The organism is Bacillus sp. FSL W8-0920 (assembly GCF_038593215.1).
GTDB classification, from domain to species: domain Bacteria; phylum Bacillota; class Bacilli; order Bacillales; family Bacillaceae; genus Bacillus; species Bacillus pumilus.
Map to the genome: position 1 here is coordinate 2,370,635 of NZ_CP151974.1, position 26,784 is coordinate 2,397,418.

Consider the following 26,784-nt stretch of genomic DNA (forward strand, 5'->3'; position numbering starts at 1 on the left):
TCCGCATATCTGACTTCTTTTTTCACATAAAAAAAGCCGGCCCATCAGGCCCGCTTTTTGTTTCACGTTTGGTTTCTCTCTTCAACTGTCGAACGTTGCTTAGAATTCATACAGACACTCTCCTTCTTGGATTTGATTTTGAGCCCATAATAATTTCTGATAATACTGGTTGGACTTCTGGTATTGTTGAGAGGCTTCTAAGGCTGTCGCAATTTCTAGTGAGATATCCTCTATATAAGAGTATAGGCTAAGTTTTTCCAAATAATCAATGGTTTTTTGCAGTTGTTTTTCATTTATTCCTTGAACATATAAAGCATCCAGATACTCAAACATATGACAGAACAGCTGGTCTTCATGCTTCTTTGCAGCTAATTTTCCATCTTCTAATATGCGGCGTGCTGCTACTTGTTCATTTTGTCTAAAAAGCAGTTTTGCGAGCGTATAGAGTGTATGTGGAAGCGTGGGAAGCTTCTCTTTACAGGCAATATCAGCCGATTCCGTTAAATAGCGTTCTGCTTCCTCAAGGTAGCCCAGCTCCCCGTAACATTTTCCTAAATTATAAAGCGCTGAACTGTATATCCGCGGGTGATCAATTTGTGATGCGAGCTGTTTTGCCTTTTTTAAATGAGGCAGTGCCCGATCTTTTCGTTTTAAATCTTGGTAGTTTCCTGAGATCACAAACAGGCACTGAATGATGCGAATAGTATAGGCATCATGCTGATCGTATATTTCTAGCGCCTTTAAAATATGATGCATCGAGACATGCGTTTGCTTCATAATATAGTAGGCTTCTGCTACTTTAAAATGAAACTCAGCCTGCTCAATATCATCAAATACCATAGACAGCTGTTTTTCTGCCACTCGGTAATATTTGACGGCTTCTAAATATTCTTTTTGACTAAACTCATGCATGCCACGAAAAAATGCATGGTAATAATGCAGCATATCAGATAACTCATGATTGGAGTTTTCGATTTTATCGACAAGATTAGATACTGAGAAAGGTTGATATTTTGAAGGGTGTATATAGTCAAGCATGATCTGGTGCCGAAAACACATGAGCTGATAATAAATCAGTAAATGCTGGTCCTCTTCCATCCGTTCAATTTCTGCTTCTACTTCTGCTTTCAGGATTTCCGCATCTGGAACACTGAACTGCCGTATCATTCGATACCATTCATTAATTTTCATACCTACATGTGAAGATAGAACCTTCCCCATGTTCCGAAAAAACCCCTTCCTTTTCGGTCTAATATTACATATTTTAGCACGCTTCTTGACCGCCAAGCACCGCAAAGAAACCGCAAACATATGAGCAAGGCAGCAAAAACAGACGAACAGAAGCCCGTTTTTTTCGAAAAAGATGATTTTTTCATCGTACAGACACAGACAATCCCCCCTTCACATACATTTGAGGATATAGGCAGTGGCCTAAACATGGTGGAGGTGAAAATCGTGGCAGGAGTATTTACAGCGATGGGATTGATGGTCAAAGAATTGGTGTTCTTAGTGTCCTATGTCAAAAACAATGCCTTTCCACAGCCCCTTTCGGGAGATGATGAAAAAAAATACTTAGCCCTTATGGCACAGGGCGATGAACACGCAAGAAATATGCTGATTGAACATAACCTTCGGCTCGTCGCCCATATTGTCAAGAAATTTGAAAATACCGGGGAAGACGCTGAAGACCTCATCTCCATCGGGACGATCGGACTCATTAAAGCAATCGAAAGCTATTCCTCTGGAAAAGGAACAAAGCTGGCAACGTATGCGGCGCGGTGTATTGAAAATGAAATTCTGATGCATTTACGCGCGCTAAAAAAGACAAAAAAAGACGTCTCCTTACATGACCCCATTGGTCAGGATAAAGAAGGCAATGAAATTTCTTTAATTGATGTCTTAAAATCCGAAAATGAAGATGTGATTGATACGATTCAGCTCAACATGGAGCTTGAAAAAGTAAAGGAGTATATCGACATTCTCGACGGCCGGGAAAAAGAAGTGATCGTCGGCCGGTTCGGCCTTGATTTAAAGAAAGAAAAAACGCAGCGGGAAATAGCAAAGGAGCTCGGGATATCGCGGAGCTATGTGTCTCGTATTGAGAAGCGGGCGCTGATGAAGATGTTTCATGAGTTTTACCGGGCGGAGAAGGAGAAGCGGAAGCGGGAGAAGGGGAAGTGAAAACAAACTTTTCCCAACTCCTATTAAAAAAACAGACCTTGTTGGGTCTGTTTTTATTTGAACATCACAATATAGCCCACATACACAAAAGAAAACTATGTCATGTTTTATCCCCATTTATTTCACTATGCTGTTTTCTTTTAAGTAACGCTCAAAAAGCTTATGACCTTCCTCCTCAATTTGGTCATCTTCAATCAGAGATTCTCCAATCAATAGCCCTAGATCATTCCACTTCTCATATTCCTTCAAAAGTGTTACTCCATAACTTTTTTGATCAAAAAACAAGAGCCATCTTCCTGTTTCTAAACTCTTAAAAAAACACGCCTTCATAATCAAAACCATGTTCATAATACCCTACATGTAAATGCATAGTTTCATCTAAGCTATGTAATTTTTCTTCTGTACTCACTTTCATCTGGCACCCCTAGCTTTCCATATCCTCCTGAAAATCAATATCTCTCAACTCGATCCATTCAACAAAATCAGGAAACGTTTTTGTCGTCAAAAAATGATGAACGATTTGATATGCTTGATCCCGATTGATGTAGCTACACGACGGCACATACAATGGGGATCCTGCGACCAAATGTTCGATGGTTTCAATTTTTTCTCCCTTTTTAAAAGGAACCAAAAAATTCGGATACCTCATGATCAAGAAACCATACGGTTCCGTATAAAAGAAAACTAGACTTTCACTTTCCCAATCTCCCTCAATCTCAATGGAAGATTCCCCATTTCCTTGTTTCCAATACTCTTCATCTTCTTGAAAGAAGATTCTTTTCAAGAATTCTTCTCCCGGATTTTCTACTGGAGCTCCTGTGGGGCCGTAGTATAAAAACATCCATATCTCTCCTTCATACCTATATCAACTTGTTAACCAACTGTTCTATTTCCTTCAAATTGATAAAAAGCTTGTGGTTCTTCGTTTAATTTTAGCCAGTTATATAACTTGGGATTTAGCTTTTGAAAAGTTTGCTTGCTGACCCATTTTACTTCTTTGATATCATGATCCGGATCGAGAATACTCATTTGTCCTCCGGTGATTTCGGCAAAGAAGGTGATCATCAGCGCATGATGCTTTTTGTCTTGAAAGTATGCTTCTCGAACCGAATGAAGTTCATTTACTTTGCAAACATACCCTGTCTCTTCTTTCACCTCGCGAATCACGGCTTGATGCAGGTGTTCTCCTTTTTCTACAGCACCACCAGGAACTTCCCAATATCCCTTTACGTTTTTGACCATTAACATATTTTCTTCCTCATCATAAATAATAGCTGATACTACGTCTACTCGTTTCAAATGAATCCCCCTCAATCATTCTCTGTTCACATCAATTGTCGAATAAATAGCACGAACTGTTCATTTCAATACATTCATTATACGGTATCCTTGATACAAGGTAATGGTTAAGGAAGCAAAACAGCATTCGTGAGCAGATTGGAGGCCACAGCATGTGGATCATCATCATTTTACTTATTGTCCTCATTGGATTTACTGGGAATATCGTTTCCTTATTAAGACAAATGAAAAAGTCAAACGAGAAAATCATACAACTGTTAGAACATCAAAAACCGAAAAAATAAAAACTTCTCTCATTTAGAGGGAAGTTTTTTTAGAAAAAGCAATTGGAGAATTCTTACCGTTTCTCATGAAGCAACATATATCTGATTTTATGAATATAATGCAGCGCAATATGAACGAGACATAAAATGAGCCCGATCATCGCAAGAATATAAATGGGCAGCATCAAACCAGGTACATAGTTGACGATAAAACCCAAACAAAACGCTGTCAGCATATATAGGCTGATCAACCTCATCAATACCATCCGAAGCCCTCCCTTTCCACACTCATTTTAACATCATTTCCCTTTATTTTCATAATTGGCTTTAAAAAAAGATGCGAATCCACTAAGATTCGCATGATCATTACGTATTCAATTCACCTTTCTTCGCCCGCAATTCCTTCCACTGCTCAAGCTCTGACACTGTCAACAATTGATATCCTTGTTTGGTTAATTCCTTGATAATCGTGACAGCTGCATTTGCCGAGGTGTCATAGATGTCGTGCATTAAGACGGTTTCTCCGCTAGACGCATGTGTGAGAATGTAGTTAGCAACGTACTGGCTGTTGCGATATTTCCAGTCTTCAGGATCTACGTCCCAAAGCGTGACTTTCATATTGACAGCCGCGTTGATTTGCCCGTTTGTTCCTCCATATGGCGGTCTAAAGTGAGTCGGTGTAAAACCGCTCGCTTTTTCAATGATTTGCTGGGTCTCTTCTACCTGTTTGACGGCTTGTTTTAATGGCAGTCTTGTGAGTAAAGGATGGCTATAGGAATGATTTCCGATTTCATTCCCACCCTTTCTGATTTTATTTAGCATATCGGGATAATATTGAACCCTGCTGCCTAATACAAAAAATGTCGCATGTCCTTTGTTTTCTTTTAAAGCTGTTAAAATTTTTGAAGTCGTTGATGGATTTGGTCCATCATCGAACGTAAGGGCAATGGCTTTTTGATTTGGATTAAACGCTGACTGTTTTGGCAGTTTTACGATTTTTCTTTTTGGAATCGGTTCTTTTTTCTCATTTTTGTTCTTTTCTTTATTAATATATTCAGGCTTTAACATTCCTTTAAGCAGGGTTTTTTTAATCGCCAGCACTTGAGGGCCTTGTTCGCTTGGTGCGATTTGCCCTGCTGGAAAGTAGAATTCAATAAAACGATCCTTGATGGCAAAATACTGATAATGCTCTGCCGCAGGAGACGTTCCTTGCTTGAGTAAATGCTCATTTTCAGCAAGAGAACGATCTTTCTTTAACTCCTCAAATGTCATTTGAGACAGTTTTTGCAGATCTTCTTTCTTTGATAAAAATAAATCATCTATTGATAAAAAATGCTGTTTCTTGAAATCAAAATTGAATATCTTCGTTTGATGTGCGCCTTTTACTCCGCCTTTCAATTCATATGTATTGAATTTAATCGCAGCAGTTTGCTTGGCATAATGAATAATCTCGTAATCTATATTTAATTCGTATCGATTCTCTTCATCGACATCGCTCGCTTCGCTAAATGATGTTTTGAATTTGTCTAGCGCTGTTTCTGCATATCTTTTCATCTCTTGATCTAGCTTTTCTTGATGAAAGACCGGATAGTTGACTGCATATCTCATGTATCTCCCGTCATTCACGAGGGTGACTATCTCCACTTCTTTATAGCTCGCATCTGGTTCTACCTTCTTCTTCTCCGTCCCACTTGCCTGCTGATTATGATAAAATGCAGCAATTCCGATGATGATTGCAAGTCCGCATAGGACGAGACTGATTTTCCATTTCATTGACACAATAATTCCCCTCTCGTGATGGCGTCATGCCTTGATGACGTGTGTTTGTAGGATAGACTTTGTGCGAACCTAATTTAGTTTTCAAAAAACATAATCGTCACACTTTAGACACATTTTAAAAGAGGAATAGAAAAAGGGCTTGATTTCTCAGCCCTATCATTATTTTTGCATATATAGTTGAAATAATCTCGTTTCTTCATCAATCGAACTCGCTCGATCAAAAGCCGCTCTGACCGTCTTTGTATTGTTCAAGCGCTCATAAAGCATAGTCAATACAAAGATAAATGCCGCATCTCCATCAATGTAATCATCCGGCGCTATATAGGACAGGGCACCTGCTGCTAAGAAGGCATCTGCTAATTTTTTCTCACCTAGTGTGCAGCCTGTAGAAATGACGTGAATCCCCTTTAATGAAGCATACTGCTTGATTTCATCCGCTCCAAAAGCAGCGCCTCTAGGCTCCTCATCTTCGTATACATCTTCCCCTAATTCAGGCATGATCAATGCTCCTTCTTCACCGTGAAACGATAAAAGAAGGTAATCTATTTCTCTTCTATTTCTACCAGATAACACATGAATCAGGTCATTCGGTCTTCCAATCCAATGCATATCGACTTTCGCGCCGAAGTTTTCAAGTGCTGCACGCAGTGCAAAAGATTCCAGCTCACTATTAGGTCCTGCTGCTAATGTGATGCACATGGCTTGTTGATCCACTTCTATCTCCTCCAGACTATGATAAAAATAAAACCATTTTTTCCTCATCTGCATATGTATGATCTGGCCATTTTAGTGCTTTTTCTTCAAGCGCGTATGACTCAAATCCAATAGAGCGATACAGGCGTTTGGCTGAGTGATTGGTCGTCACGACTGATAAATACATTTGCTCGATGTCGTGTCGTTCTCCGGCGAATGAAAGAACTTCTGTCATCAAGGTCTTGCCTACTCCTTTTCCGCGGGCGCCCGCTGTAACATACATCGCTGCCACATTCGCTCGGTGCTTTAATTTCTGTAAGTTTTCTTGGATGAGCGTGACCATGCCCACAAGCTTCCCTTGATCAAAGGCGCCAAAGGTCCACATCAATTGTACCGAAGTATTGTACCGATTTGCTCTTCTTCATAACTCATCGCAAAGCCCTCTGGATGTCATCGTAGTGCTTCTAGTCTCAACGCGGCATATTCTTCAGCATCATCTGGAATTAACAATCGAATATTCAGAACATCGCCCCCAACAGAATGATTCATACGTCCAATTTTATCTTGAAAGGAGATTTTGATCAAAATTTTTCTTCTGAAAATAAAAAGGCATCCCATAAAAGGATGCCCCCTTCATTACCACTTGCAGCGTTTCACTGGACGGCAGCAAGGGTTTTTGATATCACTGCCGCAATCGTATTCTTTCACGATATACTCGTTATGAGTCGACTCAGTGACAGGATAGTAGTTTTCAATTCTTTTGATATTTTTATTGACGTTTGTGATATGCGTTGGATGAATTTTTCTGATGGTTTGTTCATTCGTTCTTGTGTTGACAATTTGACGTGTGGGGAAAACAACCGTTTCATCTTCTCCATGGTTTCCTCTGCGAGGTCCAAAGAAAAAATCATCTAATCGATTCCGGCTCATCTCAACACCCCTTCAATTTGTCTTTCACTTACACTCTATCGTATGTAAGAGACGTCATTTGTGATTAGATGCTTGTCTATTTTTTAAAAAATCCACTATTCATCTCGTTTTCTCTTTCTTTACAAAAGGTCATTTTTAACATATTATACAAATGATATATTGCGCAGAAAGGACATCTATGAAAACAAAACATAAACTCTTTTTATTCATGACATTTATTGTCATCATCATTGCTCTTCCAATGCTATCACCTATGATCTTCACAAATTCAACCGAAAAAGGCGCTATCCGGAAATCAATTTACCAAGAAGGATACCCTTACCAAAGCTATTTTGCTATTTTGAAAAAAACGAAGTACAAAGATCCTGAGTATGGCCAGCTTTATGATGTTTACTGGCAGGCTTGGAAAAGTGAAACAGGGATGACACCTTCTGTCTGCTATTCGAAAAAGGTCGAGAAAAATGAATATAAGGTTAGCTGCGGTACCGCCCCATAACCTTCCCACTCATCATCAAACACGAGGTGAACGATATGATCAATACGACACAACCAATCGAACGAAACAAGCTGGACATTGCACTTGAACTGACTCAATTGCATTTGAATCGATATGAAACGAATCATCCTGATCAGCTGAGTGAGGTTTATGCAAAATATTATGCGCTGCTTGAAGTGCTGGATTTATCTTCTTATGATCAATTGATTGATTTATTGCCAGATGAGCTAAAACAGACGCTTGAGTAAAAAACCCTCTATCCACATGGGATAGAGGGTTTTCTTTATACTCGTGCTGCCATATCGGTTTCGATTTGCTCTAAGCTTCTTCCTTTTGTTTCAACTAGTACAAAGCGGGTGAACAATAGTCCGATTAAGCAGATGACACCAAATGAGGAGAAAATAACCCCAAAGCTGAATTTATCTGCCAGGATAGGGAACACGAGTCCGACGGCTAACGATCCCGTCCAGTTAAAGGCAGATGAAATACCTGCGCCGATACCTCTGACAGAAAGCGGGAAGATTTCGCCGATGATGATCCACGTGATCGGTGCCCATGAGAAGGCGTAGCACAAGATAAAGCAGCAAAGTGAAATCAATGTCACCCAGTTTAAAATCCCTTCACTCACACCAAGTGCACCTAATGCGGCTGGTGCAAAGAAAGAAAGGGCCATGCCCGTTCCCCCTACGGTGAGAATCGTTCGGCGGTCGAACCGGTCGACAAATTGTAAAAAGATCACGGTGGTGACGACAAAAATGACACCGACAATGACTGTAAAACCTGCGGCAACCTGAGGTGCAAGGCCTACATTCCGAGCAATACTCGTTGCATAATACACTATGGAGTTCGCGCCTTGTATTTGCTGAAGGGTCGCCATCCCAACCCCTATGAAAAGAGCCATTCTAAATTTCTTTTGGAACAATTCACGAATACCAGAGCGTTCTTCTTTTGCGACTTCTAAAATTTCCTGCATCTCTGCTTCGATTTCTTCACGAGAAGAGCGTAGTGATCCTAATACCTCTCGTGCTTTATGAGGCATTCCGTGCTTAATTAAATATCTCGGAGATTCAGGAAGTTTCAGCATCCCAATATAAAGTACGATGGCAAATAAAGCGGCACTACCGAGCATCCAGCGCCAGCTGTCTGGAACAGGTTCAAACACAAATGCAACAATATAGCTCAGCAATAGTCCGCTCACGATCATGAGCTGATTGAGCCCAGACAATTTCCCGCGAATTTTAGCAGGAGCAATTTCAGACATGTATGCCGGCACCAAAGATGAGGCAGTTCCTACGGCTGTTCCTAAAAAGATACGTGCAATGGTTAATGAAATCTCTTCTGGTGCGATAGCTGATCCGATCGCTCCGACAAAAAAGATAACGGATGAGACCAAAATAAGCTTTCTGCGACCAAATTTATCCCCTAACAGACCGCTTAAAATGGAGCCGATAATCGCCCCGCCCATTAATGAAGAGACGACAATTCCAAGCCATAATGGGCTGAGCTGAAATTCTTGCTGAATATGTCCTTCTGCCCCTGCAATAATACCAATATCATATCCGAATAAGATGCCTGCAAAGGATCCGAAAAAGAAAATAAATTTACTTGACACTTTTTTCTCCAAGTGGATGACCCCCTCACTTAATTAACCGCTTTCATTTCATCCCGTGCTTCTACTGCACTCAGTAGAAGACCTTTTACCCTTCTATAAAACCACATATTCTGCATTGACAAGTTTTGCAAAATGAACAATTTGATCAACCGTTAAATTGAGGGATACGACTGTATGATGACCCCCACCTTGCTTAATCCATGCTTTGACGCCGTCCTGAAAATTCGGCTTGATTTTCCAGAGCACACGTGCAACCGGTAAATGAGGTGCTGCTTCCTCCGGCTCAAAGGCTTCAACTTCTTGTATGAGCCATTTGAAATGAGTTCCAAAGTCAGCAATAGAAACGACAACACCTTCCCCTGCTTTTCCATCAAACACAAGGCGAGCTGGATCTTCCCTGTTTCCGATTCCAAGCGGAGATACGACAATGACAGGTTTCGTATGGGCGAGCGCTGGATCTACTTCTAACATATGAGATTGCAGCACTGCTTCCTGTCCAGAGGTCATTTCATACGTGTAGTCCTCCATAAAACCAGTGGATTGATGATGACTCATCACTTTTAATAACCGGTCCAGCGCAGCAGTTTTCCAATCGCCTTCCCCCGCAAAGCCATATCCCTTTGCCATTAGCCGCTGTACCGCAAGTCCTGGCAGCTGCTTCATTCCATGTAAATCTTCAAAGTTTGTCGTAAAGGCATTGTACCCGCCTTCATCTAAAAAGCGTTTGATAGCGATTTCATAGCGCGCTTGCACCTTAACACTTTTTTCCCAATCTTCAACTGAATACGTTCCATAATCCACATCATATTGCGTTAAATACTCTGCAAATAATGCATCTACCTCTGCTTCTTCTACTGCACTCACATATTCGACAAGATCGCCTATGCCAAAGTAATCAACGGTCCACCCTAACTGAATCTGGGCTTCGATTTTATCACCTTCTGTTACAGCCACGTGGCGCATGTTGTCACCAAACCTAGCCACTTTGATCTGAAAGCTTTCATGATAGGCAGCTGCCACGTCCATCCAATCAGCGATTTGCTGCTGCACATCCGGCTTAGACCAATGACCGGCAACAATTTGGTTTTGTTTATTTAAACGTGCATTGATATAGCCATATTCTCTGTCTCCATGGGCAGATTGATGAAGATTCATATAGTCCATGTCGATCGTGTCCCACGGAATCTTTTCATAATACTGTGTGACAAGATGCAAAAGAGGCTTCTGCAAAAGATTGGTCCCGCGTATCCACATTTTTGCCGGTGAAAATGTATGCATCCACGTCATGACGCCGACAACTTCATCACGATAATTGACCTCTTTCATCAGCTTTGTGATTTGATCCGCGCTGACAGCTAGCTCCTGCAAGATCACTGGATAAGGAAGTAAACCGCTCTCATTTAAGGCATCCGTCATTTTTTGTGCATCTGCTTTTACTTTCTGCAGTGCTTCATCTCCGTATAAATGCTGTGATCCGACAATAAACCAGCATTCTTTATGTTGACTTGTTAACATAGAAATCCCTCTTTTCTTTATCTTGAAGGTTTTTGTCCGTAATACGCATGTTCGCCGTGTTTTCTTAAGTAATGTTTATCTAAAATTCGCTGCGGAAGAGGTTCTGCGTATTCATTTAATTGCTTTGCGAACAAATTCATTTTGGCAACTTCATCTAAAATCACACTGTTTGTGACCGCACTTTTTGCATCTTTCCCCCACGTAAATGGGCCGTGGCCTTGAAGCAATACACCCGGCACCGCCATCACATCTAGGTTTCTTTTCTCAAACGTTTCGATGATCAGCCGGCCCGTTTCTACCTCATAACCGCGATTGACTTCTTCTTCTGTCAGAAATCGAGCACACGGAACAGCGCCGTAAAATGTATCGGCATGTGTTGTGCCCATTGCCTGTAAATCGAGACCTGCCTGCGCCCAAACGGTTGCCCACATGGAATGGCTATGTGAAATACCGCCAATTTCTTCAAAGTGTTTGTAAAGAACAGCATGTGTTGCTGTATCTGATGAAGGGCTGTATTCCCCTTCCACTACTTCACCGTCAAAGTCGACCACAACCATGTCTTTAGCTGATAATTGGTCATACGCTATACCGCTAGGCTTAATAACGAATAGACCGCTGTCACGATCACACGCACTGACATTGCCCCATGTGAATTTCACAAGTCCATATTTCGGTAAATCTAAATTGGCTTCGTATACTTCTTCTTTTAAGCGTTCTAGCATACGGTTGTCACTCCTTTCTTTGGCATCAGATGTGATACTGCCGCCTCTTCAATCGGAAGGCCGTCTTGATAGCGCTTTAAAAATTCGCCAAAGCCTTTGACATCAAGTGGATCGGGTTCTATCAGTTCTTCTGATGTATGGGCAAACACTTGATGCGTGAGAAATTCAGCCAATGTTTGCTTTTGATGATGGACCATATAGGAAGCGAGGACAGCCATTCCAAACGCACCGCCTTCTCCCGCAGTAGAAACGACTGATACAGGTGTATCAAGCGCTGCTGCCACCATTTTTTGACCAACGAGCGGTGTTTTAAATAACCCTCCATGCCCTAATAACCGATCAATCGCAACCTGTTCATGTTCTTTTAAACGGTCCATCCCTATTTTCATTGCGCCAAAAGCAGAAAAAAGATGGGTACGCATGAAGTTAGCCAGATTAAAGCGGCTTTCAGCTGATCTGACAAAAAGAGGTCTTCCTTCTGGCAGTCTTGTAATATTTTCACCAGAATAATAGCCATAGCTTAAGAGCCCGCCGCCATCTCGATCTGCTTCTAACGCCTGCTGCAATAAGGCTTCGTATACCTTTCCTGACGACACTTGCACGCCTAGTGCGTCAAATGCCTCTCTAAAGATATTCATCCAAGCATTTAAGTCACTTGTACAGTTGTTCGCATGAACCATTGCGACTGGCAGTCCGTCCGGCGTTGTGACCATATCCACTTCTGGATACACACCCTTTAGCTCCTGCTCTAGCACAATCATGGCAAAAACAGATGTCCCAACTGAAATGTTCCCTGTCCGTTTTTCTACACTGTTTGTTGCCACCATGCCCGTTCCGGCGTCACCTTCCGGGGGGCAAAATGGAATGCCTGGCCGCAAATGTTTGCCTTGATCTAAAATGGCTGCTCCTGCTGCCGTTAACACGCCAGCCTCCTCGCCTGCTAAATAAACACGCGGCAGAAGGTGACGGAGCTTCCACGGATAGCCTTTTTCTGCGATCAAGTCTTCAAATTGATGGAGCATTTCTTCATTGTAATCTTTCGTTTGTTCATCAATTGGGAACATGCCTGACGCATCCCCAATGCCAATGGCCTGCTTTCCTGTTAACAGCCAGTGAATGTATCCTGATAGAGTGGTTATATATTCTAAACGGGCAAGGTGTTTTTCCTCTTCTAATATGGCTTGATACAAATGGGCAATGCTCCATCTTTCTGGAATATGAAATTGGAAGACATCCGTCAGTTTTTGACTCGCCTCAATGGTTGTTGCATTCCGCCATGTGCGAAACGGAACGAGGACCTCTCCTGTATGATCACATGCCACATAGCCATGCATCATAGCTGATACCCCAATTGAGCCAATGGTTTGAATGGTCACGCCATACCTTTGCTCGACTTGCTCTTTCATCTCTCGGTACGCTACTTGAAGACCTGTAATGATATCAATTAAGTTGTACGTCCAAATTCCTTCCTGGAGAGAACTTTCCCACTCAAATGCACCTTGGGCAATTGGCTGAAACGCTTCATCTATTAAAATGGCTTTAATTCGTGTTGAACCAAATTCAATCCCTAAAGATGTCCGTCCTTCTTTTAAGGCTTTGGTCGTCTCTTCATGATTCATTCTGCGTTCACCTCCATGAATGATAACGGTTTCAATTTTCGTTTTCTAGATTCATTGATTCTCTGTGCACATTCACAATATAATATTTGTACGTACATATGTCAATAATAAATATAGTTGTACATACACAATATGACAAAAACCTGCACTTTTCTAAAGCAGGTACGACAGAAAGGGGAAGCGCCTGTTTTTGATTCGACAACCATGTTAAAATATGTCCATACAATTTCTTCTCAATCCGAGTAGATGATCAACTGAGAAAGAAGTGAAACGATGAAAAAGAAGTACCAGATCATTATCGATGATATAAAAAGCAAAATACTCACAGGGGATTACCGGATCGGGGAACGTATTCCAACTGAATCAAGCCTGCAGGAGATGTATCAAGTGAGCAGGCATACGGTTCGAAAGGCCATCTTAGAATTGTCGAGTGAAGGGTTTTTGCGAAGTGAAAAGGGTTCAGGCACATTTGTGACCAATCAATATCAAACAAAGCCTGCTGGACATACGCATATGAGAACGATTGGGGTTATCACGACATACATATCCGATTACATTTTCCCTTCCATCATTCGAGGCATTGAAAGCCGATTAAACGAAGAGAACTATTCTTTGTTACTGGCGAGTACGAATAATGATGTAGAACAGGAGAAAAAAGCGCTCGAAATGATGCTGTCCTTTGGTGTGGACGGACTCATTGTCGAGCCGACGAAAAGCAATTTATACAACCCGAACATCTCGTACTACCTATCTTTTAAAGAACAGGATGTACCGCTCATTATGATCAATGCCTATTATGAGCAGTTAGAGGTCCCTTTTCTCTGTTTGGATGATGTGAAGTCCAGCTATTTAGCCACAAAAGAGCTGATCACCTCGGGACATCAGCAAATCGGCCTGATCTCAAAAACAGATGATTTACAGGGAAAGTACCGAATGAAGGGCTATATTCAAGCGCTCGGTGAAGCCAAGCTTAATTTCCTGCCTGAGCACGTACTCTTTTTCGATACAGAATCGAAGCAGCATTTGGGGGATGATATTAAAACTTTCTTATTAAAGCATCAGCATGAGCTGACTGCCCTTGTTTGCTATAACGATGAGGTTGGATTAGAAGTTGCCAATGTATGCAGTGACATCGGTCTGTCCATTCCAGAGGACCTTTCCATTATTGGACAGGACAATTCGTATATTGCCCAGAAAAATGCCCATGTGAAGCTGACAACACTGACGCACCCTCAGGAGCAAATGGGCCGGGATGCAGCAGACTGGATGATTAAAAAGGTGCAAGGGAAGAAGAATCTCCCTCATCAAACCTTTTACGAACCTGAATTGGTTCCAGGTGAAACGATCAAACAAATGAATGCAAGAAAAAAATGAGCCCTTTTTGGAGAAGGCTCATTTTTTATATGGTTAGATCTCTTCTTTAGGGGCAGGCACTGCGCATACGCCATCTGCACATGCTGCTTCAAATGAATTGGCAGCCTCTTTCTCAGCTTGAGCTGCTTCTTCTGTCCAAGCCGTTTCAAGTGCACGCAGGAAGGTATCGGCTGGCTGTGCACCTGCCACTGAATATTTGCCATTGATCAAGAAAAACGGAACAGCATTGATACCAAGCTGTCTCGCTTCTTGTTCGTCTTTTCGGACATGATCAGCAAACTCTTCGCCGCCTAGAACTTGCTGTACTTCCTGCAAATCAAGACCTGCTTTTTCTGCAATATCTAAAAGGGTTTGACGATCACCAACATGCTTTCCATCTGTGAAATATGCTTGAAACAGCTCTCCCATGACGAAATCGCCTTTTCCCATTTGACCAGCATATTGCGCCAGCTGGTGGGCATCAAAGGTGTTTGTCAACACGAGTGGATCAAATTGAAAATCGATTCCTTTCTCTTTGCCGGCCTGCTTCACCTGCTCATTCATCGCCATGGCCTGGCTGCGGCTCATCCCATATTTTTTAACGAGCATATCATGGACATCATAATCGACCTGAGCAGGTGCATGTGGATCAAGCTCAAAGCTTTTAAACTCGATTTCTACCTGTTCCTTTTGAGGGAATTGTTCAAGCGCTGTTTCTAGTTGTTTTTTTCCTATATAACAAAAAGGACAGGCGATATCTGACCAGATTTGTACTTTCATCTTCATCTTCCTTCCATGTTTACGCTTTTTCTTTAACGATGTAACAATTATAGTTACAACAAATCGGTTATGTCAAGATTCTGATCTTGATTGGAATGAAAAAGCCTCTCCTTTTAAGAAAGGAAAGGCTTTGAAAATGACTATTCTAAATTGGCATGGTGACCGTACATTTTATGAGTGTCGAGTTCTTTTATTTCCATTAAACGTAAAATGACCGCATCGTATGTCAGAAGTAGCGCTTGCTCAAATAGCGAGCCCATTGGCTGAATGGTATGATGGCTTCCTTCCTGTTGATCCTTTGGTGCACCTGACAGTAAGATGACTTTATCCGATAGATCAGCTAGAGGTGACTCAGCAGAAAGCGTGAAAGCTGCCACTTTTCCGCCAATTGCTTTCGCCTTTTTTGCAAGGACAAGCAAAGTCTCTGTTCGGCCAGATCCGCTCCCCACAATCAAGAGATCTTCTTCTGTAAAGGAAGGTGTATTGGTTTCACCGATCACATAGACCTTGACGCCAATATGCGAGAGTCTCATGGCAAATGATTTTCCCATCAAACCAGACCTACCAGCCCCTGCCACAAAGACCTTTCTTGCAGCTAAAATGCTTGAGACAAGTCGCTCCGTTTGTTCGTCTTGAATAGCGGGCGAGTGCTCAGAAAGCTCATTCAAAATGGCTTTCACATAGTCACTGGTCTTCATGATTGTGCGATCAGCTGCTTCATTTGTGCGGCCACTTCTGCTTTATTATCCTGGCTTGCGATACCGCCACCGACAATGATCAAATCAGGGTTTAATTTCACGACTTCAGGTAACGTATCAAGCTTAATTCCGCCTGCAATGGCTGTTTTCGCTTGTTTGACGACTTGTTTAATGGTCATCAGGTCAGCAAATGAGTTTTGTCCAACCGCTTGCAGGTCATAGCCTGTGTGCACACAAATATAATCGACTCCTAGCTCATCCAGCTCTTTTGCCCGGCCAGCGATATCTTTGATACCAATCATATCAACTAAAATCTGTTTCCCTCTTGCTTTCGCTTCTTTCACCGCTCCTTGAATGGACATATCTTCTGCCGCTGCAAGAATGGTCACGATATCTGCTCCAGCTTCGGATGCCTGCTGCACTTCATAGCCGGCCGCATCCATAATTTTCAGATCAGCGAGTACACGTAAGTTTGGAAATGCCTGTTTGACTTCTTTGACGGCACGCAAGCCTTCGTTGATCACAACAGGTGTTCCAATTTCGACTACATCAATAGATCCTTCTACTTCTTTGATCAGCTCAATCGCTTCTGGTATATTCACTAAATCTAACGCTAATTGTAATTTCATGAACGTTCACTCCCGTTTTTTCATCTCATCTTCAAGAGCTCCGTGAATAGGGCTTCTTGAACGATGAAATGAGTATAACAACTGGATGGAAGCAATCCAAGTACGCACTTTTTTTTTACATACTATACTTTTTCGCATATGGTTACAAAAAAGATACTGTCTTTCGACCAGTATCTTTTGCATGTATTACTATTTATCATCCTTTAAAAAATTGCTGTCGAGATACTGTTTTCCCCAATCATACATCGATTCTAAAATCGGCATTAAGCTTTCTCCTAGTTCTGTCAGAGAATACTCAACCTTTGGCGGAACGACAGGATAAACCTCCCGATGCACAATGTGATCTTCCTCTAATTCTCTTAGCTGATTGACAAGCATTCTTTGCGTAATCCCAGGCATTAACGACTTTAGCTCACCAAACCGTTTTGTCCCTTCTCTGCCCAGGTGCCATAAAATCAGCATTTTCCACTTACCGCCGATAATATTTAGCGTCAGCTCTTTTTCGCAATTGAACACTTTATTTTCCATACGTGATGACAACAACATACACTCCTTTGGTACAAACCATTTACGCTTTATCATATACTGCGGCAAAATGGATTGTCGAGCATACAGTCTTTGTTATTGATTTTGTTTGTTCACAAATGTCATAACAGACTCTGTCATTTTTTGCGCTTCTTTTGGCGCTCTGTCTGATCCAAACCATTTATTTAAATCACTGTGGCTCAGCGAATGGACCCGAAACACAAACTTAGAACCTTTATCATGGTTCAGTTTTTCTGCAAATCGATACACCTCAGGATTTTCCCACCCCGTGACCAAATAAACAGGCGGTACATTCGCTTGATTCATATAAGTGACAGGTGATGCCTTTGTCCAGTTCTTCTCCTGTTTACCAAATACTTTTTTATACGATGGAATGGCTTGGATAAATTGATTGATGTTTAACGGACCATCTAAAATCACGATAGAATTGATCGTTTTTGGCGACAGCCCCACACGTTTTAAGTAAGTCGAATCTGTGGCTACCAGTGCCGTTAAATGACCGCCCGCTGAGTGACCCATGACATTGATTTTTGATGAATCAATTAGATACTCATCTGCATGATCCTTGACCCATTTAATGGCGTTTGCCGTATCATCTGCCATCTGCTCATAGTTGGCATCAGGGTGAAGCCTATAATTCATCGAAACAAACACATACCCTTGACCAGTAAAATAATCCGCCTTTGAAGCGACTCTATTCTTATCTCCGCCTGTCCAGCCGCCGCCATGGAGATAGATCATGACTGGATGCTTCTTCTTTTTGTCTTCATCTTTTCCCTTTGGCATATACATATCGAGTGTTTGCTGTTTGTTTTGTGTGTCTGCATAATGGATGTTTGTCGTCGGCTTAGGCTGATTTAAACGGAACACAAAGAATGCGCATACCAATAATCCAGCGATGACCACCGCAAATAAGAGCCATTTCATGATTCGATTCAATGTCATTGCACCTTTCTGTGTTGGGATGGGGAAGCTTGATTCGCACATATGTAAAGAGACTAGCCCGATTCATTTGATACGACTTGTATGACTTGTACCGTTTGACAATAAAAAGAAAAATACTGTTCTTCAAAGTCTTCGACAAAGTAATTCAAATTTTCCCAGCCTCTATCCAAAAACTGAATGTCCAATAAAATATGGTCATCGTTTGTTAACTCCAAATTTTTGATTTGAACAGAAGCGACATTGGTGAATTTCAGATGAATGTCTGCTTGTAGATTCGGGGATACATATGGGATGTGCATTACAATACAGTTGATCAAGTCGTAATGTTCATTATACTCTTTAAAGTAGTGAAATTCATTGATTTGCTTTAGATGGTTGATATTGAAATCAGGGATTTGTTTCTGGATTTTTTTATCTAAAAACCATGTCATCGTTTGTCCTCTAAAAGGTTATTGTATAAGTGCAATCATTCGTTTTCTTGTTTCTTCATGGTATTGAACATAGGAATGCAATAAAGGATACGATTCAAGGATCTGTTGATACGATTTGATTTGGGGATATTGCTCTTCAAATGACTGACGTAGCACGTTTAACTGTTTTTTCGGTATTCGTTTATGATCGATCACATAACTTAAGCTGCCTGCAACAAGTGAAAAAAACATATAAAAATCACCTGAACATATACCAGTTTCTTCCTCAAAAGAGACGATTTCATCTGGATAAGCTGAATCTAATAAGTATTGATAACGTTGTTTTAAATCATCGAATAAATCTTGTTTATCACGGCTGATTTTCATGGACCTTTCCCCAATCTCTCATTGTTTTAAATTCTTATTTAGACGCTAATGAGATCTTCCTATACACTGCAGATAAATTCTTGTGAATCGAAACATACGTTTTTCGATTCTATTGCGAGTAACATCCCATTGATGTTAAATAGAAAATTTGCATTTGCTTCAAATTCTTCAAGTAGTTCATTGTTCAAGTTCCCTGTAACATAAAGATGAAAGACAGATTTAAAATTTTCTATTTTACCCCTTCTGTTATTAATTCTTCAAATCTAGAATTACCTTACCACATTTATAAATCGTATTTCATGATGAGTGACATTTTGTAATTTTGATTATTTTATTTTCAATTATTCTCTTGAATTACTTTTTACTTATATTTGTAGAATAATTTTTAATTCTTGGACTTCTTTTGTATTACCTCTATAACAATACACTTACTTTAACTTTCGTAAAAGTTTATAAGGTTTCATAAAACTATATACCCTTTTGGCATATCTTCTCATGTTTAAAATTTGGGCAACAAATAAATAACAAAAAATGCGCCTTATAGTGAATAACATACTAAAAGGCACATTTCTACTAAAGCTATTTATATTTTCTTATCCATTCTTCCAAATCCTCTTCTGTGTGGAAATAGGAATTGGGAGCATCTTTCAAATCAATTCCACTTAGAAGAATCAGCATATCCCAAACTTTTTCATCATCGACTTCAGGATCATCTGCACTAACATAAATCTCAGCCCAATCAGAAACTTCTTCTCTAGTCATAGTCCCATTTAAGACTTTTTGTATTTTATTTATACAGTCTATCATTTCTGGTTCGACCATAAATTACCACTTCCCTATATACTGACCTTTACTGTTAAAGCGGTAATGCACTTTAACTTTACCATTTTGTGGTCTTACTTGTCTTACTTTACCACGATGATCAATAGTTTCATGCCATGTTCTCTTTTTTCCTGTTTTATAATTCCATTCTCTTACTACTCTTCTGCCCGCCATTTCCCCTTTTTTCTTAGCCGGTGTTACGTGGCCATAGTAACGGTAACGTCCCCCAGATAAATGCCTAACTTTTGCCTTGCCATATTTTTGTGATTGCTTATAATGTTCTTTTAATTTGCTATGCCTAGCAGCATTGTGGGCAATATTTGAAGATCGTTTAGCACGCTTTACTACTTTTAACACCTTGAATACCTTCCCAGGTCCAAAATTCGATGCTGCTGCTAAAGCTGCGCCTTTCCAGCCCTTGCCCGATTTATAAGCTTTGTATCCATCATATACTGCAAATCCTGCATTGACAACAAACCATACCCAATGGCCGTCTGGGTCTACATTCATGACTGGGTTGTTGTTTCCATAGGTATATCCGTTTTGATCTAGTGAATCTCCATCGCTTCCTGGATCTGGGTCAAGTGATAGGAATACGCCGTTTCTTGGTTCATAGTAGCGTGCGATTAAATAGTACAGTCCTGTTTCTTCGTCGAAGCGGTAACCAGCATAGCGATATGGGTTGCCTTTTACTTCTTCATCTTCTTTTACCTTTGTTGGAACGCCCCATGTATCGTATTCGTACTCAGCAACGATTTTTCCTGCACTATTTGTGATGGCCATGACATCACCGTGTGCATTGTAGTGATAGAAATATTTGTTTCCATTTTGCGTGAATGCAAGGAGTTGTCCACTGTCACCGTATGTGTATGCTTTTGTGACTTCGTTGTCTCCATCTGTTTCGTATAAAACATTCAGGCTGTCGCCGTCATAAAAGTAATTGGTGACTTTTCCATTCACTGTTTTTTGAATTCTGTATCCACGCTCATCATATTTGTAAGTGACAAATGGCTTGTCTTCGCCTTTTTTCGTGATGGCCGTTATGTTATCTTCTGCATCCCATTCATAAAGGAATTGTCCGTCAGACGTTCGGTTGCCATTTTTGTCATAAGTTAAAGTCTCATCATTTACCTTTGTCAGTTGGTTCATGATGTTGAATGATGCGTTGATTGTTTTTTTAGTGCCATTTTTTTCAGTCGTAACTGTTTTTCTGTTTCCAAACCCATCATATGTGTACTCAATGACCGTGCCATCTGGATGACTTTCTTTGATCAATTGATCTAATTTTCCATATTCATAACGAATCTTCCCGTTGCTTCCTTGATCAACCGTTATTCTGTTTCCATTTTGACCATATTCGTAAGCTTCGTTTAAGATCGTCGTGCCTTGGCTTGTTCCAATGTGCAAATCATTGATTAAGTTGCGCTCATCATAAGCAAAGCTAGCACCACTGCCGTTACCTGTAATAAAGGACTGAACATTTCCATTTTCATCATAATCAAACGAATACGTAGAACTCGAATCCTTCATCTGCGTCATTTGATCAAGCTTATTGTAACTAAATTGGTTCTTCCCTTTTTGATTTCCGTGTGTCCACTCAAAGGATTTCAGTTTATCTGAATCGGCTGGATACGTCCAAGTTTGGCTGCTGCCACGCTCTGTTAACTTTGTGATGCGATTTTGTTGGTCAAACGTGCGATTTTTGGTTGTGTTTTGTTCTTTGTTGACAACCGTTGTTTCGTTTCCGTTTTTATCATAGCTAAAGTGATATTTTTCTGTTCCATTATACGACTTTGATTTCACTCGGTCTGTTCCATCATACGTGAGAGACACTTCATGTCCATTAGCAGAAATGGTTTTGATTAAGTTGCTATTCGCATCATATTCACTTTTTAACACATTTCCTAAAGGATCAATGGTTTTCGTCAATTTGCCCATCAGGTCGTATTCAAATTGATACGTCTGATCTGACTCTGCACGAATCGTTTTCGACTGTTCATTGCCCTCTTTATCATACGTTCTCACAATGGATGTCCCGTTAGATAAAGTGATTTTCTTCAGCTGATCAGCCTGGTCATATTCGAATGTTGTTTTTTCGCCTTTCGCATCTGTTTCAGAAAGCTTTTTGCCCGTTTCGTCGTAGGCAGATTGAGATGAGTAACCAAGTTCATCCTCTTCTTTAACAGCATAGTTCCCTTTCTCATCGTAAGTGGTTTTCGTTAACAGACTACCTTCTACTAGACGGATATCATCAAACCAAGCCGTTCCAGTCGCGCTTTTTTGGAAAACAATCTGAACGTCGACTTTTTTCAAAGGTTTTGTTTTTGGTATGACAACCGCCGCTCGGTTCCACTCTTGTGTACCGGTTGGGAATTTCGCATTAAACGTTCCTGTTGTGCCATCTGTATATGTAACGGACGCTTGAAGTGAGTAATCATTCTCAATTGAGGCTTTGACATTTTCAGCCTTAGACATCCCAGTCAATGTGACATACACAGATTGATCATTCACACTTTGTTCAATCGGTACAGATTGTTTATAGATGGCATTTGCTTGAGTTGTAGAGGTTCTTGTCATTTTTAACGAAACGTCATCGTTAAAGCCTTCTTCATTATCTAATGAACCACCTGTTCCGCTCCAGCTTGTTGTTTTATCCGTAAAGGAATTATTTTTGACTGGATTATAACTTGATGAAACTTCTCCTTTTTCTAGCTGAATCTCATCGAACCAGGCTTTTCCTTTTCCAGCCTTATCTCGATGATCCACTTCCATATAGATTACAGCTTTGCCTGCATGAGATGGCGTCGTAAACGTGACTTGGCGTTTTGTCCAATCGTTTTTGCCTGATAATGTGCTGTAGCCGTTGCTGATCCATTGAATTCGTTTGTTATTTGTATCTCTTAAATCGATGTTAAAAAATGCTCTTGCTTTCGTTAGCTCTGTCTTTATTTTTCCACTAAGTGTATACGTCGTATTTGGCTCTAGTATTACTTCTTGAGTAGCAGAAGAATAGCCAAGTTCTGTTCCTTCAGTTGTCGATTGTGAACTGATCTCTAATACTCGGCCGCCAGATAAAGCACCACTTTTCCCAGCTGTTTGTGCTAGTTTCCCGTCATCCTTAGATGAGGTAAGCTTCCAGCCAGTTAGCGTATCTTCAAAACTGCTATTTTTTAATATACTCGCACCTGAAGCAAGTTCTTTACTCGTTTGTACCAAATTCCCGTAAGAATCATAAATACTTGCTGAAGACATATTTCCACTTTGATCTGTCTCAGATACAGCATCTAATCCATCATAGGCGATATCTGTGATATCTCCTTCTGTATCTTTCACTTTAGTGACATCATTGTTTTTGTTATACTCGTAGGTTTCTGTGCCATAAGCATCTTTCGCCTGAATGACGTTGCCATTTTTGTCATACGAATAGCTTTCTGTAGCTTTTCCTTTTTCTACATCATTTGGGTCAGTTTCTTCTACGATTTGGTTGCCTTCATATTTCGTTTTAGTGGTAATTTTAAGCCCTTCCGCATCATCTACAACTTGAATTGGATTGGCTGCTTCGTTATACGTATACTGTATTTTCCGACCGTTTGGCTGCGTCAGCATGAGTGTCTTTTTAGATAAATCATATGCGTACTCAAAGGTTTCTTTTTTTGCATTGATTGCCTTGACTAAACGATGATTTTCATATTGGTATTCTGTAAAAACAGGCTGATCTTCTGTGCTGTTTTGAGAGAATTGTTTAATCAGTTTGCCATCTTTGTCGTATTCATACGAGATGCTCGTTCCATCTGAATCAATGATTTTCATTAGGAAGCCTGCATCATACTCATATGAAAGCTTTTTTCCTTTTGGTCCTTGAACCGAGATGATATGACCATCTTCATCATATTCCATTGTTATTTTTCGGCCAGATGCATCTTCTATTGATGTGAGCTGATTGTTTTCGTTATATTTGTATGTCGTTGTATTTTTATGTCCATCTACAACCTTGGTGATTTTCCCACCATTTTTACTAAAGTGTGCAAAGGTTTGATCCTTCGTTTTTAACATGTATTCATCTTTTGATTCCGTTAATTCAAGGAAAATACCTGTTGGTGGTTGATACGTACCATCTGTTTTTTTTGTAAAAACATGAGTTGTGGCATCTTCATCAAGATAGATGGCACCTTCTTTTGTTGGCGTGATACTCGTTTCTACATCTGCGTACCACCCTTGACCAAACAGGTGGTCAGCTGCATCTAAACTATTGTATGTGCGACCAATTCCAAGTCCCGGTCCTCTTCCATCAATCGACATTTCTTCTTCACTGACAATCACATTACCAGTCGCACCATTTAGCTGGCCGTCTGGTATATCAATAATCGACCAGTAATCCTCTGTTCCAAGGAATTCAGCCCCTTCATGGAATGTCGGGTTAAAGGCTGGTGTCGGAATGGTTTCTCCATTTGCATCGTAGGCGGAAAGAGTAAAGGAGTAGTTCTTGCGTCCTTTATAATTTCCATTCGCATTTTCATATACTGGTGATGGGTCTAGCGCTAATTCTCCGCCCTTTCCATCTGTATGAAGCACATATTTCCCACTTTTAACTTCAGTAGGAGTCGGCCAAATGTTCTTGTTTTGTGTAGTCCAATGATCGACATCACCAACATCAAATGTTTGATATGCCTTACCATTATAGATGTTAATTTTATACCCTTTTGCATTTTTCACTTTGTCCCAATGTAAATTGATATAACCTGTTTGGCTCTCTTTTGTATTGGTATAAGCATATCCAGATAAAGCTTTCGGTCTAGATAAATCAGGTAAAGTTGGTCCAGCTGGCGGTGAAGCAATGGCTTCTCCATCTTTATTATAGGCAATCACTCTGAAGGAATAATGTTTTTGAGCCCCATCTCCTCCAGCATTTTTGTAAGTCGCACCAGGATGAATTGGAAGCTCAGCACCTTTTCCATCTTGGAGGTGCAATGCATATTTACCTACTTTAATCTCAGCAGCTGTCGGCCATACTTTTTTCCCTTTTGTTGACCATGATGTTTGATTCCCAAGATCCAATGTCTCATAGCTTTTCCCATTAAACATTTGTATTTTATAACCGGTCGCACCGGATACTGAATTCCAAGAAAGATCAAAGTAACCTGTTGCGTTATTATTATTGAATCCTTTTGTACTAGGTGCTTTCGCTCTAGCCACATTCGGCACGACAGGTTTTACTTTTGCGGACATTGCGCCTTCACCTTGGTCAAAAATCGCACTTACAGCTACCCAATAATTTTTACTTGCCGCATAATTGCCGCCTGAGTTTTTGTAAACCGGGGAAGGATCAACTGCTAATTCAGTCCCGCCTTTTCCATCTAAATGGAGTTTGTATTTTTTTGCTGCAATCTCGCTTGCTGTCGGCCATATATTCTTTCCTTTTGTACTCCATGATGCCACATTTCCAACTGAAATGGCTTCATACTCTTTTCCGTTGTACAGCCATACTTTGTAGCCTTTTGCGCCAGACACCTTTTTCCAACTTAAATTGAAGTAGCCTGTCCCATTTCCATTACTAAAACCTTTTACAGTTGGTGCATTTGCCTGCGGAATGGTATACGTTACTTCAATGACTGGTTTATTGGTAGAGTTTGTTGATGAGATTATTTTTTTCCAATGGTCTTGCCCATTTCCATTTGCATGTAATTTAAATCCATAGTTAGCTGTTCCGCTATTCCAAGCTTTGATGGTCGATGTCACATCATAGCTCGCCCATTGTCCTTTATATACATTGGCTTTGCCGATATTTTTGGAGCTTGGTTTATTATTCCATGTTAGTTTTGTATGATCATAGTTGGCATTCACTGTATCCAGCCAAAGACCAGTAGCCTTCGTCCCGTAATATGAATGAGCAACATACGTTTTGAGCGTCGCTTTCGTTACATTCATATTTTGAATCGGCTTGAATGAATTAAACTTCATAAACGCATAGTTTGTACCAGTTGTTTTATCATAATAACCTGTTTTCAGTACATAACTTTTAAGTTTAGCATCCCATTTTTGCGTAGAGGATGAATAATTTGTTGTTGGGTATTTACTCATGATAAATGTGTCTGCTGACACAGATAAAGAAGTCGAAGGATCGATAGACACAGGATAAACTCGTTCAGGATCTTTTAGCCATTTTTCATCTGCTGTCACACGAAGTAAATAGCCATCATCTTCTTTTTCTAATTTAAAGCTCACATCTTCTGAGCGAGCCACTTCACCTGACTTTTCATCTAAATTAGAATCAGTCATAAACGGTTTTGGGACTTGAAAAATGGTCCGTTTCTTCTGATCATAAAATGTGATAGAACCGTCTTCCTCGATTTCCCCAGTTAGATCAGTCTTTATTTTAAATGTAAATGAATTGTAGCCATCATATCGATTGAGTACAATATCTTCTTTGATATTTTCATTAAAGGTAAATGAACGTAAATCTATATTTGGAAATACCTCTTCATATGTAAGCTCGTTGGTGTTCTCTTTAAATTGTGCAGATGAATCTTTGGAATCGATTTCTGATTTATTTTTCCCTGAAGCTTTTAAAATTGAAAATTCAATTTGATGCTTCTTGTGTTCAAATGTGGCATATAGCCCTTGTTTCATTTGCTTTTGAAAAGTTGATTCTAATCTTGCATTTTCTGTTTCTATTTCTTTTTTCGAGCTCGTCTTTAATTCAGGAGAGATATCCTCCCACTCAGCATCTGGGGTCTCTTTTATATGAATTGGATCAGGATATACCTCTTGTGTAAATACACCCTCTCCTTCATAAAAAAGCTTGCTGTTTTCTGTTCTTTCTGAAAGAATTTCTCCGTCTTTTCCAATTTCATCTTCGTCAATACCTGCCATTTCTAGGGCTTTTGAATTATCTAATTCTTCTAAGCTGTTATGACTTGGTTTTGTATTTTCGTCATGTTCTTCTGCAAAAATATCAGAAGGAAACATTGATAAAAGCATCACAAACGATAGTAGTGCTGCAATATTCTTTTTCCAATTTACTTTTCTTTTTAGATTCATATTAATCTCCTTATCATACATTTGTAACATTTGTAACATTACGCCATATATAATAATACATTTGAAA

The 26,784-nt window shown here is 40.3% G+C and carries 28 protein-coding genes; 5 read left to right on the forward strand and 23 right to left on the reverse strand.

From position 1 onward, the window contains the following. Positions 1-99: 99 nt before the first annotated feature. A complete protein-coding gene (locus NSS78_RS12005) occupies positions 100-1,221 on the reverse strand; it encodes a Rap family tetratricopeptide repeat protein (protein WP_137054956.1) in 1,122 nt (373 codons plus the stop codon). Between the two features lie 231 nt (positions 1,222-1,452). Between NSS78_RS12005 and sigK the strand changes: the two genes are divergently transcribed. Beyond that, positions 1,453-2,181, forward strand: a complete 729-nt coding sequence (gene sigK / locus NSS78_RS12010; protein ID WP_034738387.1) for an RNA polymerase sporulation sigma factor SigK — start codon at positions 1,453-1,455, stop codon at positions 2,179-2,181. 117 nt (positions 2,182-2,298) lie between these two features. On the opposite strand, the gene NSS78_RS12015 is transcribed toward sigK, so the two are convergent. The 3 genes from NSS78_RS12015 to NSS78_RS12025 all read right to left on the reverse strand — a co-directional run bounded on the left by NSS78_RS12015 (position 2,299) and on the right by NSS78_RS12025 (position 3,480). Then, the gene (locus NSS78_RS12015) at positions 2,299-2,466 is read right to left on the reverse strand and encodes a hypothetical protein (RefSeq protein WP_268458434.1); all 168 of its coding nucleotides are present in this window, start codon (positions 2,464-2,466) and stop codon (positions 2,299-2,301) included. 139 nt (positions 2,467-2,605) lie between these two features. Continuing rightward, positions 2,606-3,022, reverse strand: a complete 417-nt coding sequence (locus NSS78_RS12020) for a hypothetical protein (protein ID WP_309216979.1) — start codon at positions 3,020-3,022, stop codon at positions 2,606-2,608. A 32-nt stretch (positions 3,023-3,054) separates the two neighbouring features. Further along, complete coding sequence (locus NSS78_RS12025) at positions 3,055-3,480, reverse strand: NUDIX hydrolase (RefSeq protein ID WP_309216980.1); 426 nt, start codon at positions 3,478-3,480, stop codon at positions 3,055-3,057. Positions 3,481-3,632: 152 nt separating this feature from the next. Here NSS78_RS12025 and NSS78_RS12030 point away from each other — a divergent pair, with 152 nt between their 5' ends. After that, a complete protein-coding gene (locus tag NSS78_RS12030) occupies positions 3,633-3,764 on the forward strand; it encodes a hypothetical protein (RefSeq protein ID WP_267875469.1) in 132 nt (43 codons plus the stop codon). A 53-nt stretch (positions 3,765-3,817) separates the two neighbouring features. On the opposite strand, the gene NSS78_RS12035 is transcribed toward NSS78_RS12030, so the two are convergent. From NSS78_RS12035 to NSS78_RS12060, 6 genes are all read right to left on the reverse strand, one after another. Beyond that, positions 3,818-4,009, reverse strand: a complete 192-nt coding sequence (locus NSS78_RS12035; RefSeq protein ID WP_050943721.1) for a hypothetical protein — start codon at positions 4,007-4,009, stop codon at positions 3,818-3,820. 100 nt (positions 4,010-4,109) lie between these two features. Next, entirely contained in the window at positions 4,110-5,522 is a 1,413-nt protein-coding gene (locus NSS78_RS12040; RefSeq protein ID WP_309216983.1) for a polysaccharide deacetylase family protein, read from the reverse strand. A gap of 159 nt (positions 5,523-5,681) precedes the next feature. Further along, complete coding sequence (locus NSS78_RS12045) at positions 5,682-6,221, reverse strand: delta-aminolevulinic acid dehydratase (protein ID WP_268459559.1); 540 nt, start codon at positions 6,219-6,221, stop codon at positions 5,682-5,684. Positions 6,222-6,252: 31 nt separating this feature from the next. Then, positions 6,253-6,558, reverse strand: coding sequence for a GNAT family N-acetyltransferase (locus tag NSS78_RS12050; RefSeq protein ID WP_327839426.1), 306 nt, complete (start codon positions 6,556-6,558; stop codon positions 6,253-6,255). A gap of 107 nt (positions 6,559-6,665) precedes the next feature. Next, the gene (locus NSS78_RS12055; RefSeq protein ID WP_253622411.1) at positions 6,666-6,833 is read right to left on the reverse strand and encodes a hypothetical protein; all 168 of its coding nucleotides are present in this window, start codon (positions 6,831-6,833) and stop codon (positions 6,666-6,668) included. Between the two features lie 18 nt (positions 6,834-6,851). Then, positions 6,852-7,145 (reverse strand): CotD family spore coat protein, encoded by a 294-nt coding sequence (locus NSS78_RS12060; RefSeq protein ID WP_003216648.1) that lies wholly within the window; start codon positions 7,143-7,145, stop codon positions 6,852-6,854. A gap of 178 nt (positions 7,146-7,323) precedes the next feature. Between NSS78_RS12060 and NSS78_RS12065 the strand changes: the two genes are divergently transcribed. Next, positions 7,324-7,641, forward strand: a complete 318-nt coding sequence (locus tag NSS78_RS12065) for a hypothetical protein (RefSeq protein ID WP_050943717.1) — start codon at positions 7,324-7,326, stop codon at positions 7,639-7,641. A 35-nt stretch (positions 7,642-7,676) separates the two neighbouring features. Then, complete coding sequence (locus tag NSS78_RS12070; protein ID WP_003216677.1) at positions 7,677-7,889, forward strand: hypothetical protein; 213 nt, start codon at positions 7,677-7,679, stop codon at positions 7,887-7,889. Between the two features lie 35 nt (positions 7,890-7,924). Here NSS78_RS12070 and NSS78_RS12075 read toward each other — a convergent pair whose 3' ends face one another. From NSS78_RS12075 to NSS78_RS12090, 4 genes are all read right to left on the reverse strand, one after another. Beyond that, positions 7,925-9,265, reverse strand: coding sequence for a sugar porter family MFS transporter (locus NSS78_RS12075; RefSeq protein WP_050943716.1), 1,341 nt, complete (start codon positions 9,263-9,265; stop codon positions 7,925-7,927). A gap of 81 nt (positions 9,266-9,346) precedes the next feature. Beyond that, positions 9,347-10,768 (reverse strand): L-arabinose isomerase, encoded by a 1,422-nt coding sequence (gene araA / locus NSS78_RS12080; RefSeq protein ID WP_106029117.1) that lies wholly within the window; start codon positions 10,766-10,768, stop codon positions 9,347-9,349. Between the two features lie 17 nt (positions 10,769-10,785). Further along, entirely contained in the window at positions 10,786-11,490 is a 705-nt protein-coding gene (locus tag NSS78_RS12085; RefSeq protein ID WP_106029116.1) for an L-ribulose-5-phosphate 4-epimerase, read from the reverse strand. Next, positions 11,484-13,109, reverse strand: coding sequence for an FGGY-family carbohydrate kinase (locus NSS78_RS12090; RefSeq protein WP_327839427.1), 1,626 nt, complete (start codon positions 13,107-13,109; stop codon positions 11,484-11,486). The genes NSS78_RS12085 and NSS78_RS12090 overlap by 7 nt, the downstream gene beginning before the upstream one ends. A 273-nt stretch (positions 13,110-13,382) precedes the next feature. Between NSS78_RS12090 and NSS78_RS12095 the strand changes: the two genes are divergently transcribed. Next, positions 13,383-14,483 carry a GntR family transcriptional regulator gene (locus NSS78_RS12095; protein WP_003216759.1) on the forward strand — a complete coding sequence of 367 codons (1,101 nt, stop codon included), beginning with the start codon at positions 13,383-13,385 and terminating at the stop codon, positions 14,481-14,483. Positions 14,484-14,516: 33 nt separating this feature from the next. Here NSS78_RS12095 and NSS78_RS12100 read toward each other — a convergent pair whose 3' ends face one another. The 9 genes from NSS78_RS12100 to NSS78_RS12140 form a co-directional block, all read right to left on the reverse strand. Beyond that, positions 14,517-15,242, reverse strand: coding sequence for a DsbA family oxidoreductase (locus NSS78_RS12100; RefSeq protein ID WP_137054950.1), 726 nt, complete (start codon positions 15,240-15,242; stop codon positions 14,517-14,519). Positions 15,243-15,382: 140 nt separating this feature from the next. After that, a complete protein-coding gene (gene hxlB, locus NSS78_RS12105) occupies positions 15,383-15,940 on the reverse strand; it encodes a 6-phospho-3-hexuloisomerase (protein ID WP_212046142.1) in 558 nt (185 codons plus the stop codon). Beyond that, positions 15,937-16,569 (reverse strand): 3-hexulose-6-phosphate synthase, encoded by a 633-nt coding sequence (hxlA, locus tag NSS78_RS12110; RefSeq protein ID WP_003216301.1) that lies wholly within the window; start codon positions 16,567-16,569, stop codon positions 15,937-15,939. Before hxlA ends, hxlB begins: the two co-directional genes overlap by 4 nt. 189 nt (positions 16,570-16,758) lie before the next feature. Further along, on the reverse strand, positions 16,759-17,115 hold the full coding sequence (locus tag NSS78_RS12115) for a winged helix-turn-helix transcriptional regulator (protein WP_065098474.1): 357 nt from the start codon (positions 17,113-17,115) through the stop codon (positions 16,759-16,761). Positions 17,116-17,190: 75 nt separating this feature from the next. Beyond that, complete coding sequence (locus NSS78_RS12120; RefSeq protein ID WP_212046143.1) at positions 17,191-18,060, reverse strand: alpha/beta hydrolase; 870 nt, start codon at positions 18,058-18,060, stop codon at positions 17,191-17,193. Positions 18,061-18,113: 53 nt separating this feature from the next. Further along, complete coding sequence (locus tag NSS78_RS12125; protein WP_050943709.1) at positions 18,114-18,491, reverse strand: hypothetical protein; 378 nt, start codon at positions 18,489-18,491, stop codon at positions 18,114-18,116. An 18-nt stretch (positions 18,492-18,509) separates the two neighbouring features. Then, entirely contained in the window at positions 18,510-18,857 is a 348-nt protein-coding gene (locus tag NSS78_RS12130) for a YxiJ family protein (RefSeq protein ID WP_050943708.1), read from the reverse strand. 579 nt (positions 18,858-19,436) lie between these two features. Beyond that, the gene (locus NSS78_RS12135; RefSeq protein ID WP_050943707.1) at positions 19,437-19,679 is read right to left on the reverse strand and encodes a DNA-binding protein; all 243 of its coding nucleotides are present in this window, start codon (positions 19,677-19,679) and stop codon (positions 19,437-19,439) included. 3 nt (positions 19,680-19,682) lie between these two features. Next, complete coding sequence (locus NSS78_RS12140) at positions 19,683-26,717, reverse strand: DNRLRE domain-containing protein (RefSeq protein WP_212046144.1); 7,035 nt, start codon at positions 26,715-26,717, stop codon at positions 19,683-19,685. Positions 26,718-26,784: the final 67 nt, after the last annotated feature.

Excerpts from the sequence above, each read along its gene's own strand:
- NSS78_RS12030 (WP_267875469.1), top strand. The coding sequence starts at position 3,633 with ATGTGGATCATCATCATTTTACTTATTGTCCTCATTGGATTTACTGGG.
- NSS78_RS12020 (WP_309216979.1), bottom strand. The coding sequence starts at position 3,022 with ATGTTTTTATACTACGGCCCCACAGGAGCTCCAGTAGAAAATCCGGGA.
- NSS78_RS12005 (WP_137054956.1), bottom strand. The coding sequence starts at position 1,221 with ATGGGGAAGGTTCTATCTTCACATGTAGGTATGAAAATTAATGAATGG.
- NSS78_RS12045 (WP_268459559.1), bottom strand. The coding sequence starts at position 6,221 with ATGTGCATCACATTAGCAGCAGGACCTAATAGTGAGCTGGAATCTTTT.
- NSS78_RS12035 (WP_050943721.1), bottom strand. The coding sequence starts at position 4,009 with ATGGTATTGATGAGGTTGATCAGCCTATATATGCTGACAGCGTTTTGT.
- NSS78_RS12085 (WP_106029116.1), bottom strand. The coding sequence starts at position 11,490 with ATGCTAGAACGCTTAAAAGAAGAAGTATACGAAGCCAATTTAGATTTA.
- NSS78_RS12050 (WP_327839426.1), bottom strand. The coding sequence starts at position 6,558 with ATGGTCACGCTCATCCAAGAAAACTTACAGAAATTAAAGCACCGAGCG.
- NSS78_RS12115 (WP_065098474.1), bottom strand. The coding sequence starts at position 17,115 with ATGTTGTTGTCATCACGTATGGAAAATAAAGTGTTCAATTGCGAAAAA.
- NSS78_RS12090 (WP_327839427.1), bottom strand. The coding sequence starts at position 13,109 with ATGAATCATGAAGAGACGACCAAAGCCTTAAAAGAAGGACGGACATCT.
- NSS78_RS12095 (WP_003216759.1), top strand. The coding sequence starts at position 13,383 with ATGAAAAAGAAGTACCAGATCATTATCGATGATATAAAAAGCAAAATA.
- hxlB (WP_212046142.1), bottom strand. The coding sequence starts at position 15,940 with ATGAAGACCAGTGACTATGTGAAAGCCATTTTGAATGAGCTTTCTGAG.
- NSS78_RS12120 (WP_212046143.1), bottom strand. The coding sequence starts at position 18,060 with ATGACATTGAATCGAATCATGAAATGGCTCTTATTTGCGGTGGTCATC.
- araA (WP_106029117.1), bottom strand. The coding sequence starts at position 10,768 with ATGTTAACAAGTCAACATAAAGAATGCTGGTTTATTGTCGGATCACAG.
- hxlA (WP_003216301.1), bottom strand. The coding sequence starts at position 16,569 with ATGAAATTACAATTAGCGTTAGATTTAGTGAATATACCAGAAGCGATT.
- NSS78_RS12140 (WP_212046144.1), bottom strand. The coding sequence starts at position 26,717 with ATGAATCTAAAAAGAAAAGTAAATTGGAAAAAGAATATTGCAGCACTA.
- NSS78_RS12100 (WP_137054950.1), bottom strand. The coding sequence starts at position 15,242 with ATGAAAGTACAAATCTGGTCAGATATCGCCTGTCCTTTTTGTTATATA.
- NSS78_RS12070 (WP_003216677.1), top strand. The coding sequence starts at position 7,677 with ATGATCAATACGACACAACCAATCGAACGAAACAAGCTGGACATTGCA.
- NSS78_RS12055 (WP_253622411.1), bottom strand. The coding sequence starts at position 6,833 with ATGGGATGCCTTTTTATTTTCAGAAGAAAAATTTTGATCAAAATCTCC.
- NSS78_RS12130 (WP_050943708.1), bottom strand. The coding sequence starts at position 18,857 with ATGAAAATCAGCCGTGATAAACAAGATTTATTCGATGATTTAAAACAA.
- NSS78_RS12060 (WP_003216648.1), bottom strand. The coding sequence starts at position 7,145 with ATGAGCCGGAATCGATTAGATGATTTTTTCTTTGGACCTCGCAGAGGA.
- NSS78_RS12135 (WP_050943707.1), bottom strand. The coding sequence starts at position 19,679 with ATGGTCGAACCAGAAATGATAGACTGTATAAATAAAATACAAAAAGTC.
- NSS78_RS12125 (WP_050943709.1), bottom strand. The coding sequence starts at position 18,491 with ATGACATGGTTTTTAGATAAAAAAATCCAGAAACAAATCCCTGATTTC.
- NSS78_RS12065 (WP_050943717.1), top strand. The coding sequence starts at position 7,324 with ATGAAAACAAAACATAAACTCTTTTTATTCATGACATTTATTGTCATC.